At 62.4% G+C, this 11,967-nt stretch carries 12 protein-coding genes; 3 read left to right on the forward strand and 9 right to left on the reverse strand.

Going from position 1 to position 11,967, the window contains the following annotated elements:
• Window positions 1–30: 30 nt before the first annotated feature.
• From msrA to AB4Z43_RS09555, 6 genes are all read right to left on the reverse strand, one after another.
• A complete protein-coding gene (gene msrA / locus AB4Z43_RS09530; protein WP_441937127.1) occupies window positions 31–759 on the reverse strand; it encodes a peptide-methionine (S)-S-oxide reductase MsrA in 729 nt (242 codons plus the stop codon).
• 210 nt (window positions 760–969) lie between these two features.
• Window positions 970–1,290: a hypothetical protein gene (locus tag AB4Z43_RS09535; RefSeq protein ID WP_441937128.1), complete on the reverse strand. Its 321-nt coding sequence runs from the start codon at window positions 1,288–1,290 to the stop codon at window positions 970–972.
• 84 nt (window positions 1,291–1,374) lie between these two features.
• Window positions 1,375–2,073, reverse strand: a complete 699-nt coding sequence (locus AB4Z43_RS09540; RefSeq protein ID WP_038650867.1) for a DUF1223 domain-containing protein — start codon at window positions 2,071–2,073, stop codon at window positions 1,375–1,377.
• Between the two features lie 263 nt (window positions 2,074–2,336).
• On the reverse strand, window positions 2,337–2,663 hold the full coding sequence (locus tag AB4Z43_RS09545; protein WP_038650869.1) for a hypothetical protein: 327 nt from the start codon (window positions 2,661–2,663) through the stop codon (window positions 2,337–2,339).
• A gap of 263 nt (window positions 2,664–2,926) precedes the next feature.
• Window positions 2,927–3,298 carry an endonuclease domain-containing protein gene (locus tag AB4Z43_RS09550; protein WP_441937130.1) on the reverse strand — a complete coding sequence of 124 codons (372 nt, stop codon included), beginning with the start codon at window positions 3,296–3,298 and terminating at the stop codon, window positions 2,927–2,929.
• Between the two features lie 141 nt (window positions 3,299–3,439).
• Window positions 3,440–4,567, reverse strand: coding sequence for a TadE/TadG family type IV pilus assembly protein (locus tag AB4Z43_RS09555; protein ID WP_441937132.1), 1,128 nt, complete (start codon window positions 4,565–4,567; stop codon window positions 3,440–3,442).
• 197 nt (window positions 4,568–4,764) lie between these two features.
• Here AB4Z43_RS09555 and lepA point away from each other — a divergent pair, with 197 nt between their 5' ends.
• On the forward strand, window positions 4,765–6,570 hold the full coding sequence (gene lepA, locus AB4Z43_RS09560) for a translation elongation factor 4 (protein ID WP_441937134.1): 1,806 nt from the start codon (window positions 4,765–4,767) through the stop codon (window positions 6,568–6,570).
• 109 nt (window positions 6,571–6,679) lie between these two features.
• On the opposite strand, the gene AB4Z43_RS09565 is transcribed toward lepA, so the two are convergent.
• Window positions 6,680–7,249: a hypothetical protein gene (locus AB4Z43_RS09565; RefSeq protein WP_441937136.1), complete on the reverse strand. Its 570-nt coding sequence runs from the start codon at window positions 7,247–7,249 to the stop codon at window positions 6,680–6,682.
• Window positions 7,250–7,889: 640 nt separating this feature from the next.
• Between AB4Z43_RS09565 and AB4Z43_RS09570 the strand changes: the two genes are divergently transcribed.
• Window positions 7,890–8,279: a hypothetical protein gene (locus AB4Z43_RS09570; RefSeq protein ID WP_441937138.1), complete on the forward strand. Its 390-nt coding sequence runs from the start codon at window positions 7,890–7,892 to the stop codon at window positions 8,277–8,279.
• Window positions 8,280–8,497: 218 nt separating this feature from the next.
• Window positions 8,498–9,010: a hypothetical protein gene (locus AB4Z43_RS09575; protein WP_441937140.1), complete on the forward strand. Its 513-nt coding sequence runs from the start codon at window positions 8,498–8,500 to the stop codon at window positions 9,008–9,010.
• Window positions 9,011–9,227: 217 nt separating this feature from the next.
• On the opposite strand, the gene AB4Z43_RS09580 is transcribed toward AB4Z43_RS09575, so the two are convergent.
• Both AB4Z43_RS09580 and secB read right to left on the reverse strand, forming a co-directional pair.
• Complete coding sequence (locus AB4Z43_RS09580; RefSeq protein ID WP_441937142.1) at window positions 9,228–10,868, reverse strand: ABC transporter substrate-binding protein; 1,641 nt, start codon at window positions 10,866–10,868, stop codon at window positions 9,228–9,230.
• Window positions 10,869–11,226: 358 nt separating this feature from the next.
• Window positions 11,227–11,727 carry a protein-export chaperone SecB gene (gene secB / locus AB4Z43_RS09585; RefSeq protein ID WP_019862223.1) on the reverse strand — a complete coding sequence of 167 codons (501 nt, stop codon included), beginning with the start codon at window positions 11,725–11,727 and terminating at the stop codon, window positions 11,227–11,229.
• Window positions 11,728–11,967 lie beyond the last annotated feature (240 nt).

Below are 11,967 nucleotides of genomic sequence, written 5' to 3' on the forward strand. Positions count from 1 at the left end.
TGGAGGTAAGATGCGCGCCCCTTTTTGAATTCAATTGCTGGCCGACAGAACCAGGACCGGCTTGTCGCTGTACAGCGCCGGGAACAGCTGCTTCAGGTTCGCCACCTTGGGCAGGTCGTTGTAGACGATGTAGGGATAGGTCGGGTTCAGCGTCAGGAAATCCTGGTGGTAGTTCTCGGCCGGATAGAAGGTCTTGCCGGTCTCGATCGTGGTGACGATTCGTGCCGGGTAGAGCTTGGCCTTGTCGAGCTGCTCGATATAGCTCTGCGCGATCTTCTTTTGCGTGTCGTTCTCGGCGAAGATCGTCGAGCGGTACTGGGTGCCGGAATCCGGTCCCTGGTAGTTTAGCTGCGTCGGATTGTGGGCGACCGAGAAATAGACCTGCAGCAGCTGGCCGTAGGTCACCTTGGACGGGTCGTAGGTGATCTCGACGGATTCGGCATGGCCGGTGCGGCCGGTGCCGACGGTCTCGTAGACGGCGTCATCCTTGGCGCCGCCGGTATAGCCGGAGACGGCCTTGCTGACGCCCTTGACGTGCTGGAACACGCCCTGCACGCCCCAGAAGCAGCCGCCGGCGAAGATCGCCGTCTCGCTGCCCGGGGCGGCCTTTTCGTCCATTGCCGGCGGTGGAATCACCACCGCGTCCTCGGCCGAGCGCGCCGGGGTCTGCCATAGGGCGGCCGCCGCCACCGCGGCAAAACCGAGCACGGCCAGCGCGCCGCGGGTAAAGAACGGCCGTGTCTTTTCGATACCGGTCATGTTCTGATCTCCTGTTGTTGTTCCAATATATACGACGTGAGCCGCCAAGAGGTCTCAATTTGCCGTGCGGCGGCTCCCGCCGCCGGCACTTCCCCTCATCCGGCCCTTCGGGCCACCTTCTCCCCGAGGGGGAGAAGAAAAGTTGGCGCCGTTCGCCCCGGAACGGTCAGGCGAGCGAAGCGGAGGCTGGGTGAGGGGCAGCTGACCTGCTTACTGCGCTGGCTTCATCGCGTCGGTGGCCGGCTTCATCGCATCCGCCGCCGGTTTCATGGCGTCGGCGTCAGGCTTCATGGCGTCCGCTGCGGGCTTCATCGCATTGGTGGCCATCGGGTCGGCCGGCTTCATCGCGTCGGTTGCGGGCTTCATGGCATCCGCCGGCTTCATCGCATCCGTCGCCGGCTTCATGGCGTCGGTGGCCATCGCATTGGCGGGCTTCATGGCGTTGGTCGCGTCGTCGGCACGGGCGCCGGCGACGAAAACGGCGGCCGAGAGCGCGAAGGCGAGCGCCGGCAGGGTCAGGTACTTGGTCATTGAGAGTCTCCTTGGGTTTTGGCGCGCAAGCGGGCCGGGTGATGCGTTGCCGCTGAATGCGGCCCCGCGCGAAGAGAAAGAAAATCAGTTGGTGGCGGCGGCCAGGATCGGTCCGCCGCCCGGCGATTGCACCAGCACGGCGGTGCTCAAGCCACCGGGCGCGGCCGGCAGCGCATAGGCGGTGGCGCCGCCGGTCCAGCTGCCGAGGTTTTCCAGCGCATGCACGACATTGGCATGCGGCAGCGTGCGGCCGGTGTTTTCGCCGCGCGCCACCGGCACCTGCACGACGCCCTTGGCATAGCGCACCAGCCAGACATCGGCCTTGCCGCCCGGTGCGGCACCGGCGCCGATCGTCACCTTGCCGCCCTCGAGCGACAGCGAGGGGCCGCCGGTCTTGCCCGTCGCGGAAATCAGCTGCTCGATCTCGCCAGGTGCTGCGCCGACGACATCGGCATGGCCGTTGACCACCACCTGCGGCGTGAACGGCCCGTCATGGCCGAGCGGCGGCTCGTAGGAAACCTGGCGCTGGGTAAATTCCTGCTTTCCAAAAGTGTCCTTCCAGCCGAGATAATCCCAGTAGGTGACGTTGAAGGACAGCGCCAGCACGCCGGGCTGGTCCTTGACCTTGATCAGATTGGCATTGGCCGGCGGGCAGGACGAGCAGCCCTGGCTGGTGAACAGCTCGACGACGCTGAGCGGCTGCGCGGCGGCGGCACCGAGCGAGGCTGCGAGCGCCAACGCCCCCAGGCTGGACAGGGCAATGAACTTTGAGGATCTCGGCATAGGGCGGGCTCCGTGGGGGGCGCTGAGATGCGCCGGTCATTCCCCCATTTCGCCGCCATCTGCCGCTTCGTTACAGCGCTCACCGGTTTGTGATTGGAGCGCCTCTTCCTTCTCCCCCTTGCGGGAGAAGGTGGCCTCGCGAAGCGAGGTCGGATGAGGGATGCTCCAGCGGAGTGAGGCGTTGGCGTTCCCTGGAACACCCCTCATCCGTCGCCTTCGGCGACACCTTCTCCCACAAGGGGAGAAGGGGGAGCTACTACCGCCTACGCGAGCGGCCCGAAACGCCACAGCGAGGTGTAGTGCATGATCGGCCGCTCGAACCTTGCGCCTTCGGCGACAAAACGCTTTCCCGCATCCAGCATGGGCTGGAACGTATCGAGTTGCCTGGCGTGCTCCAGCGTGTCCCACATACTGGTGTTGATCAGCGACGATGTCGCCTCGTCGGCGCCGGCGTAGAAGACGAGCAGCCCCGGCAGTGCCTCGATGCCGGGCCGAAGCTCTGCTTCGGCGTCCACCATCATCTCTCGCAACGACGCGAACTTCGCTGCATCGCAGCGCAGGATGGACACACGCAGCACGGAATCAGGCATCGGGTTCTTCTCCAGGAGTTGACGTGCCCCAGGCTAGGCCCCGCCGACCCTGTCCGCCAATACCGTGCCAATCAAGATTGAGTGCGCATTGAGCCTGGTCTTCCCTTCTCCCCTTGTGGGAGAAGGTGGCCTCGCGAAGCGAGGTCGGATGAGGGGTGTTCCAGGGAATGCCGACGTCTCACTCCGCTGGAACACCCCTCATCCGTCTCGCCGCTACGCGGCGATCCACCTTCTCCCGCAAGGGGAGAAGGAAAGGCGCGCCATCACCGCCAGGGTTGCAGACTGGTGTCCCTTACATAGGCGATGATCGTGTCGCAGACGGCGTTGAGGTCTTTCAGGACATCGTCATTCCAGAAACGCAGAACCCGAAAGCCCTTGGCCTCGAGTTCGGTCTTGCGGATCTGGTCCGTGTCCGACTCCGCATGCTGGCTGCCGTCGATCTCGATGATCAGTCGAGCTTCGGGACAAACGAAATCGGCGACGTATTTTCCGATAGGCGCCTGGCGGCGGAATTTTATCCGGTCGAGCCTGCGGTCGCGCAGCTCCTGCCAGAGCTTGCCTTCCGCTTCCGTCATCTCGCGCCGGAGCGAGCGAGCAAATCTACGTTTGGCTGAGGTAACGGGTTGATGCGGCATGGCGCCAGATTAGCCAGACCCAGCGCTCCGTCCAACCATCCGTCTCGCCGCTGCGCGGCGATCCACCGCCCGAGGCCGAGTCACTGGCCTCGCCCGCCCTTCCTTCTCCCACAAGAGGAGAAGGAAGATCAGCAGCGCCCCTCACTGCGTCAGCGCCGTCAGCGACGGGCGTTGGTTGAAGTCGCACTTGCCGGAGATGTTGTAGACGAAGTCGGCATTGGTATAATCCGCGGGAAGGGTTGTACCGCCGTCTTCCCAGGCCTGGTAGCTGGTCTGCGAGCAAGGCACGACGCTGAAGATGTCGATGAGCTTGCCCGCGGCGACCTCGGTCAAGGGCGTGGGTGTGGTGCCCAGATAGAGGTGGTCGGAGGTGGTGGCGTCGTTCGATTTGAACGTTGCCTTGTTGCCGGTCGTGACATCCATCTGCAGGTAAAGCTGGCCCATCTGGCTGACGTCGACGGCGGCGCCGGCCCCGGTGGCCGGCACGTTGGTGGTGACGCATGTGGTCTGGAAATAGACCGTCTTGCCGCTGTTGCTGTCGTACTGCCCGGCGCTCAGGATCGCGCCCGACGGCGGGCTGGTGAAAGCGGCCGTCGCACCGATGGTCGAGCATGTCTGCGTCTGGACTATCGTCGATGTCGAACCATTGACAAGCGAGATCGTCGTCGTGCCGTAACCCTTCGGTTCCGTCATGGAATAGGACTTGCCGTTCACCTTGTATGAATAGGTGTAGGGCGAGTAGACATAGCTGGCGGTCATCAGCTTTTGCGACGTCGTCGCGCTGAAGGCCGTGCCGTAAAGCGTCATGGTCTTGTTCCAGTAGCCTGACACCTTGTCGATCTTGAACGTCGCCTGCACCAGGCCGGGCGCCTTGTTGACACCCGAGGCGACGGCGACCGGCACGGTGTTGATCCGGGCGATGGTCATGAAATTGGTCGGCATGGCAAAGCTGGCCGAGGTCTGCGCGGTGACGGTGCCGTCGGCGGCGACGTTGAAGCTCACCAGCGTCGTGGTGCCCTGGCCGTTGTTGGCGGTGAAATTGTCCTGCAGCGCTTGCTGGCGGACCGGCTGCGTCGTGCTCGGCGGCAGCGTGGTGATGGCCAGCGTCGCGGCATCCAGCGCTTCCTGCATGTTGGAGCGGGTCTCGACGGCATTGGTGTAGTCGACGGAGAAGCCGACGGCGGTGATCAAGGGCACCAGGCTCAGGAAAAACAGCGGCATCATCGAGCCGCTGCGCGAGCGGGCGAACCCGCCTGCAATTTTCAGCATTTTTTTACCCCGCGGATATTAGTGATGCCGCATATACCACGCGGCAGCAAACCAAGGTCTAACGCGATCGATCAAAGTTTAAGCATCCGCGGCCGCCGCGGCCGGCATTTGGCGCGGCTCACCGCTTTGTGATCGAAGGCGCCGCCCTTGCGCCGCAAGCCTTGCCGCCGCAAGCCACCCCTGCTAAAGCGCGCGACATGAGCACGCCCCTCGACCACATCCGCAATTTCTCCATCGTCGCCCATATCGACCATGGCAAATCCACGCTCGCCGACCGCCTGATCCAGTCCACCGGCGGGCTGGAGCTGCGCGACATGAAGGAGCAGGTGCTGGACTCGATGGACATCGAGCGCGAGCGCGGCATCACCATCAAGGCGCAGACCGTGCGGCTGAAATACCGCGCCAACAATGGCGAGGACTATATCCTCAACCTCATCGACACGCCCGGACATGTCGACTTCGCCTATGAAGTGTCGCGTTCGCTGGCCGCCTGCGAGGGCTCGCTGCTGGTCGTCGACGCCTCGCAGGGCGTCGAGGCGCAGACGCTCGCCAATGTCTACCAGGCCATCGACAACAACCACGAGATCGTCGTGGTGCTGAACAAGGTCGACCTGCCGGCCGCCGAGCCCGAGCGCATCCGCGAGCAGGTCGAGGAGGTGATAGGCATCGACGCTTCCGGCGCCGTGCTGATCTCGGCCAAGACCGGCCTTGGCATTCCCGATGTGCTGGAGGCCATCGTCCACCAATTGCCGCCGCCGCGCGAGGGCGATGCGACAGCGCCCTTGAAGGCCATGCTGGTCGACAGCTGGTACGACGCCTATCTCGGCGTCATCGTGCTGGTGCGCATCATCGACGGCGTGCTGAAGAAGGGCCAGACCATCCGCATGATGGGCACCGGCGCCAAATACCTGGTCGAGCGCACCGGCGTGTTCACGCCCGCCCGCATCAATGTCGACGAGCTCGGCCCCGGCGAGTTCGGCTTCTTCACCGGCTCGATCAAGGAAGTCGCCGACACCCGCGTCGGCGACACCATCACCGAGGACAAACGCCCCACCGCGCATGCGCTGCCCGGCTTCAAGCCGGCGCAGCCGGTGGTGTTCTGCGGCCTGTTCCCGGTCGACGCCGCCGATTTCGAGGATTTGCGCGCCGCCGTCGGCAAATTGCGCCTCAACGACGCGTCCTTCTCCTATGAAATGGAAACCAGTGCGGCGCTCGGCTTCGGCTATCGCTGCGGCTTCCTCGGCCTGCTGCACCTGGAAATCATCCAGGAGCGGCTGGAGCGCGAGTTCAACCTCGACCTGATCGCCACCGCGCCATCCGTCGTCTACCGGCTGCTCCTCAATGACGGCTCGGTGAAGGAACTGCACAACCCGGCCGACATGCCCGACGTGGTGAAGATCTCGGCCATCGAGGAGCCGTGGATTCGCGCCACCATCCTGACCCCGGACGACTATCTCGGCGGCATTCTAAAGCTCTGCCAGGACCGGCGCGGCATCCAGGCCGACCTGTCCTATGTAGGCAAGCGCGCCATGCTGGCCTACGATTTGCCGCTCAACGAAGTCGTCTTCGACTTCTATGATCGCCTGAAGTCGATCTCCAAGGGCTACGCCTCGTTCGACTATCACCTGACCGACTACCGCGAGGGCGACCTGGTGAAGATGTCGATCCTGGTCAATGAGGAGCCGGTCGACGCGCTCTCCATGCTGGTGCACCGCACGGCGGCGGAAAAGCGCGGAAGGCAGATGTGCGAGAAGCTGAAGGAGCTGATCCCGCACCATCTGTTCAAGATCCCGATCCAGGCCGCCATCGGCGGCAAGGTCATCGCCCGCGAAACCATCTCGGCGCTCCGCAAGGACGTCACCGCCAAATGCTACGGCGGCGACGTCTCGCGCAAACGCAAGCTGCTGGACAAGCAGAAAGAAGGCAAGAAGCGGATGCGGCAGTTCGGCAAGGTGGACATCCCGCAGGAGGCGTTTATCCAGGCGCTGAAGATGGGCGATTGAGCGGTCCGGCCTACGGCCGGACGTATCGACCCGGTGGGTCGATACGAGCGCAAGTCCGGGTGGGAGCTGCCGCAGGCAGCGGGTCCCGCCCCGGGGGTTGCGGCAAAGCTCATGACGATTTTGGAAGGGTTTCTTCGTCTTTGACGAATACGTTGTAGATCGTTTGCAACTGCTCCGCGCCGCCTGCTGTCGGCACTGGGGCTATCCCAAGAAACATCGGGGAGTCCGACCAAAATCGAATGTGGATCCCGAAACTTGTCGAATATGCAATTGCCCGAGCCTCTTCTTGTGTGATCTTAGCAAAGACGTTCACATAGATGCCGCTCACTATCCGCTCACATCTATTTGAAATATCGATCTTTTTTTCCTCACCGTTCAATACGATCTCAACAAGGCCGAGTGTAGTCAGCTCGTCCTCCCTGCCTTGAGCTTCGATAACGGCCCAGAAAAAGAAACCCGCTCCCTTGGTGTGGCCAAGCATAACCTTGTGGTGACCAAAGAGCGAATCTCGTTCTCCGCGCACATAAATCATGCTGGCCCGCGCCTGCACCGTCCAATTGGTACCGGTTTCGCCACCAGTTACTACGCCGAGTGTCTTTAGATTGTCTTCGTCTGCGATGAGTATTGAGTTGCTTCGAACCGAAGATGAGAATTCAAGGAAGTCGGGGGATACTCCCATGTCAACCAAAAAACGGGCAATCTTCGCCGATAATACTTGTGACTGACCAACGTCGTCTGGTGACGGGTTTTAAATGAGAATTGATGAACTCCAAACTCAGACCCTTGCGGAAAGTACCTTAGCCGACCACCCAGGAAAATCGGGGTTGCAGCACTCATACATCTACCTGGTAACCACATGCGAGGCACCATAATGTGTGAAATATCAGAGATTTTATTGGTGTTGAGGAGGTACTTGCCGATCGAAGTCGAGAACCAGCAATCTCGGATCGTTCGCCCGATTAACATCGCTTCTTCGACGTTGCCGCCACTCGAATCGATGTAAACAGTTGTTCGTGGCGGCGGCGCAGATCGATTCACGAATTCGCGGAACTTGATCCCATCTCCCGCTTGAATGGTCCCAAGGGCGTTAATCGAAAACGACCCGCCAATGGCCCTTTCAAATTCGGTCTGGGGATCAGTAAACTCGAATTGCACAGTCACTCCTGACCAGAAATGTCTTGATCTTTTCGCCGGATCGAGCGGCTTTATCCCCAGAAAGCCCGCGCAACTATGCGTATCCTTTCATCTCGACTTGTTGCCGCAGGGGAATCACCGGCATAATCGGGCTCCTCCCCACGATTCGTAAAGGCAACAATTCAATGGCCTACAAGCATGTCCTCCTGCTTCAGGTCTTCCTGAGGTTCGAAATCGAGCACTGCGATAGGGAAGTTAAAGCTTTGCGACGAGCGCTAGGCCCTTCCGCCAAACCATGCATGCATGAGAAACGGCATCTTGCGTTCATACTGAAGACAGGCGAGAGGCCCCAGGAGCTAGTGGACCGCCTGCGACCCGTTCTGGATGTAGATAACTTTGCCGACTTCACCGCTGTTGCTGTGCTCGGGGATCCAGCAGGCAAACACGGCGGGTTGAACAGCCTCGTCACTCATATCAACGTGGCTTTCGCCACGCTCAATACGAGCCCAACCAAGTATCTTGAAGAGAGTCAAGTTCTCGTCAAACAGTACCTCCGCAAAGACGCATCGCGTTAAATGCGCGTCGAAGGCTTCCGTATGTGGTAATTTTCTAAGGACCCGGACTGTCCAAATTCCAAACGACGCCATGCTTGCCCTCATGACTATGAACGGCAGTGTGACTGTTGAAGCTTGCGCGGGCAATTCGCCATTGGTCTTGTTTCGTTTGCGCCAGTCGCACTTTGAGAACGCCCCGCCTGGGCGTATCCTCTCCGCAGCTTGGGGGGAGAAATCACATGCGTTCCACTCTGGATACCGTCGCCGCGATCGGCCTTGCCATCGGCGGCGCTCTTGGCTTGGCCGGCACCTTCGTCGCCAGCGATGCGCTGCGCGAAACGTTGTGGGCGATCGACGGCACAGCACTCGTGGTGGCGACCGCGCTGTTGGCGATGAAATACCAGCGGCTGGGCAATGATTGCGTCGCGGCCGGCTTCCTGACCTTCCTGGCCGGCGAGAGCCTGCTGCTGGCCGGCAATGCGGCGGGCTTACAGGCCAGCGTGCCTTCCTATGTCGGCGGCATTTCGCTCTGGGCGGCGGGGCTGGTCATGGTCAGCGCGCCGGGCACGTTCGCGCTGTGGATGCGGCTTACCGCGCTCGTCGCCGCCGTGCTGTTTGTCGTCTCGGCCGGCATGATCCTGTGGGGCGCGCCCTTGCTGCCGACCTCGTCGCCGCTGCCGGCGGCAGGCTATCCGTTCCTGGTGCTGACTTTTATCGGGTGGATCTGGACGCTGGTGCGGGATGGGCGGTGAGGGGAGCGCGCCTTTCCTTCCCCCCTTGTGGGGGAAGGTGGATCGGCGCGCTAGCGCCGAGACGGATGAGGGGTGTTCCAGCGGAGTGAGGCGTTGGTGTTTTCTGGTTCGATTCGTTGTCGACGTCGCGTCAAGCTGGAACACCCCTCATCCGTCTTGCCGCTTCGCGGCAATCCGCCTTCTCCCACAAGGGGAGAAGGGAAGAAGCGTCGGCGCCTCACCCCTCGATCCAAACCTTCTCAAAATGCTGCTCGAGCGCCTGGTGCTGCTCGCAGCCCTCGACCCCCTCGCGATAGGTCCGGTACACCGAGCGCCAGTAGGGCTGGATGATGATGCCTGAATCGCGCAGGTTCTTCTCGATGCCGGCCATGATCTCCTTGCGCGCCTTGGCGTCCGGCGTCGCCAGCGCCTTGTCGAGCAACTCGTCGAACTCCTTGCTGGCATAGGCGCTTTCGTTCCAGGCCGCACCCGATTTATACGCCAGCGCCAGCACCTGGACGCCGAGCGGGCGTCCGAGCCATTCGGTGCAGGAGAAGGGGTATTTGCTCCAGTCGTTCCAGAAGGTGGCGGCGGGCAGCACGGTGCGCTTGATCTTGAGGCCGGCCTCGCGCATCTGCGCGGCGATCGCGTCGCCGGTGCTCTTCTGCCATTCGACGTCGACCGAGATCAGCTCATATTCATGGTCCGGCTTGCCGGAGGCGGCGAGCAGATTCTTGGCTTCCTCCACGTCGCGCTTGGCCGGGCCGATATCGGCATATTCGGGGTGCATGGGGCCGACATGGTGGTTGTCGGCGGGCTTGCCGCGGCCGCCGAGGCCGAGCGCCAGCACGGCCGAATTGTCGACGGCGAGCTGCGCGGCGCGGCGGACCTTGATGTCGTCATAGGGCGCGTTGCCGATGTTGAAGCGGGCGACGATGGTCGAGCCGGTGGCGATCTCGGAATTCTTGAGCCCCATCTTGTCGGTCTGCGAGACGGCGTCGGAGGCGGTTTCATGGTCGGTATCGATCTCGCCGGATTCGAAGGCCGACAGCATGGCGTTGGGGTCGGAGCCGTAGTCGATCCACTGGATGCCATCCAGATAGAATTCGCCCTTCCACCAAGGCTTGTCCTTGCGCTTGACCTCCGCGCCCGTCTCGGCGTCCCATTTCACCAGTTCGCAGGGGCCGGTGGTGATGGCCAGCGCCTTCATCGGATCGCCGTCGCCCCCATAGGAGCGGTGCATGATCAGCGCGGGATAGTCGGCCATGCCGGCGATCAGCGAAATGTCGGGCTTGGGCAGGTTAAGCTTGATCGTGTAGTCGTCGACCTTCTCGATGCCGCCATCGACCGCCTTCTTGGTGTCGGCATTGACCAGCGCGCCCATGCGCGCGGCGACCGAATTGCCGGCCACACCGGCCTCGCACCAGCGGGTGAGGTTGTGGACGACATCGTCGGCGTTGAAGGCGTCGCCGTTCGACCAGGAAATGCCCTTGCGCACATGCAGCGTCAGCGTCTTGGCGTCGTCGCTCATCTCCCATTTTTCGAGCAGCCAGGGCTCGAACGAGAAATCGGTGTTCCAGCGCACCAGATATTCGTTGCAGTGGCGGGCGACATTGGACATTTCGACGCCGTCGAAGGTGCGCGGGTCCTTGAAACCCTTGACGTTCATGGCGACGCGCAAGGTGCCGCCCTTCTTCGGCTCGGCGGCGCGGGCAGGTGTCGGGGCGAGGCCGCCCAGTGCAAACGCGCCGGCGGCGCTGACGCCGAGGCCGGCCATCAGCGCCAGATATTCGCGGCGGCTGATGCCGCCGGTTTTGAAATCCTCGGCGACGGGCTTGGCCTGCGGATGCAATTTGCGGTCGGTCAGCATGAATCTCATCGTCGTTCCCTTTGTCGTTGGTGCAGGCCGCCCAAAAGCGCTGGGGTTTTGGGGCTTGCACGGAAGCAGGCTCGTCCCGGCGGATCGCCGACGCGGGGCGGCTACGACCGCCGGGACGCCTTTGCCTGAGGCGGCCATGATAGGGCGGGGTGACGTAGCGGAGTGTTCTGGAATCCGCAGCAGTTGTGCGCTGCTCCGCAGGGTGAGTGCCGGTCCACGAAGTGAATTCGTCGTGCCTGGGGCACGATGAAAGGCAGCAAACGCCGGGACGCCGCGAAGCAACGGGGACCCGGCCGGCCGTGGCCAACAAAAAACCCGGCTCAAGGCCGGGTTTTTCGAGGCATTCCTTAGATATAGTTCAGCTCACCTGAACCTTCGACGCGGCCTGGTCCTCGGCGATCTTCTGCTGGAACATCTGCGCGAAGTCGATCGGGTCGAGCATCAGCGGCGGGAAGCCGCCATTGCGGGTGGCCTCGGCGATGATCTGGCGGGCGAAGGGGAACAGCAAGCGCGGGCATTCGATGAACAGGATCGGCAGCATGTGCTCCTGCGGGAAGCCGGAGATGGCGAAAACGCCGCCATAGACCAGCTCGACATTGAACAGCACTTCCTGGTCGAAGGAGGCCTTGGCGTTCAGCGTCAGATTGACGTCGAACTGCTTGTCGGAAAGCGGGTTGGCGTTGACATTGACGTTGATGGCGATGCCGGGCGCCTTGTCGCGGCCGCGCAGCGAGTTCGGCGCGCCGGGGCTTTCGAAGGACAGGTCCTTCACATACTGGGCAAGCACGTTGAGCGACGGCTGCGCCGCATTGCCGTTGCCGTTGGCTGCGCCGGTCGGCGCGTCATCATTGCTGGCCATGAGCCTTATATCCTTTTCCCCTGGGCAGCCTTGCTGACCGAATTGAAATCGGGCGTTCGCTACCATGGTCGGCATGACAAGACAAGGTTTGCCGCCTTGTGACCGGAGCGGACCCAGACTGCATCGAGATTCAGGTCAGGCCGAGGCGAAAAGGGTGGTTTCCGAGAACCGGAGCGGAGCGTACTTGAAGTACGTGAGCACCGGAAGCGCAGGAAGCCGCCCTTTGCAGACCGGCATCAC

The organism is Mesorhizobium sp. 2RAF45, from assembly GCF_052115225.1.
GTDB lineage: Bacteria > Pseudomonadota > Alphaproteobacteria > Rhizobiales > Rhizobiaceae > Mesorhizobium > Mesorhizobium jarvisii.

What these genes read in the sequence shown, in the direction of transcription:
- AB4Z43_RS09555 (WP_441937132.1), bottom strand. Translation starts at nt 4,567, where the DNA reads ATGCTGAAAATTGCAGGCGGGTTCGCCCGCTCGCGCAGCGGCTCGATG.
- secB (WP_019862223.1), bottom strand. Translation starts at nt 11,727, where the DNA reads ATGGCCAGCAATGATGACGCGCCGACCGGCGCAGCCAACGGCAACGGC.
- AB4Z43_RS09545 (WP_038650869.1), bottom strand. Translation starts at nt 2,663, where the DNA reads ATGCCTGATTCCGTGCTGCGTGTGTCCATCCTGCGCTGCGATGCAGCG.
- AB4Z43_RS09570 (WP_441937138.1), top strand. Translation starts at nt 7,890, where the DNA reads ATGGCCTACAAGCATGTCCTCCTGCTTCAGGTCTTCCTGAGGTTCGAA.
- msrA (WP_441937127.1), bottom strand. Translation starts at nt 759, where the DNA reads ATGACCGGTATCGAAAAGACACGGCCGTTCTTTACCCGCGGCGCGCTG.
- AB4Z43_RS09535 (WP_441937128.1), bottom strand. Translation starts at nt 1,290, where the DNA reads ATGACCAAGTACCTGACCCTGCCGGCGCTCGCCTTCGCGCTCTCGGCC.
- AB4Z43_RS09575 (WP_441937140.1), top strand. Translation starts at nt 8,498, where the DNA reads ATGCGTTCCACTCTGGATACCGTCGCCGCGATCGGCCTTGCCATCGGC.
- AB4Z43_RS09565 (WP_441937136.1), bottom strand. Translation starts at nt 7,249, where the DNA reads ATGGGAGTATCCCCCGACTTCCTTGAATTCTCATCTTCGGTTCGAAGC.
- lepA (WP_441937134.1), top strand. Translation starts at nt 4,765, where the DNA reads ATGAGCACGCCCCTCGACCACATCCGCAATTTCTCCATCGTCGCCCAT.
- AB4Z43_RS09580 (WP_441937142.1), bottom strand. Translation starts at nt 10,868, where the DNA reads ATGAGATTCATGCTGACCGACCGCAAATTGCATCCGCAGGCCAAGCCC.
- AB4Z43_RS09550 (WP_441937130.1), bottom strand. Translation starts at nt 3,298, where the DNA reads ATGCCGCATCAACCCGTTACCTCAGCCAAACGTAGATTTGCTCGCTCG.
- AB4Z43_RS09540 (WP_038650867.1), bottom strand. Translation starts at nt 2,073, where the DNA reads ATGCCGAGATCCTCAAAGTTCATTGCCCTGTCCAGCCTGGGGGCGTTG.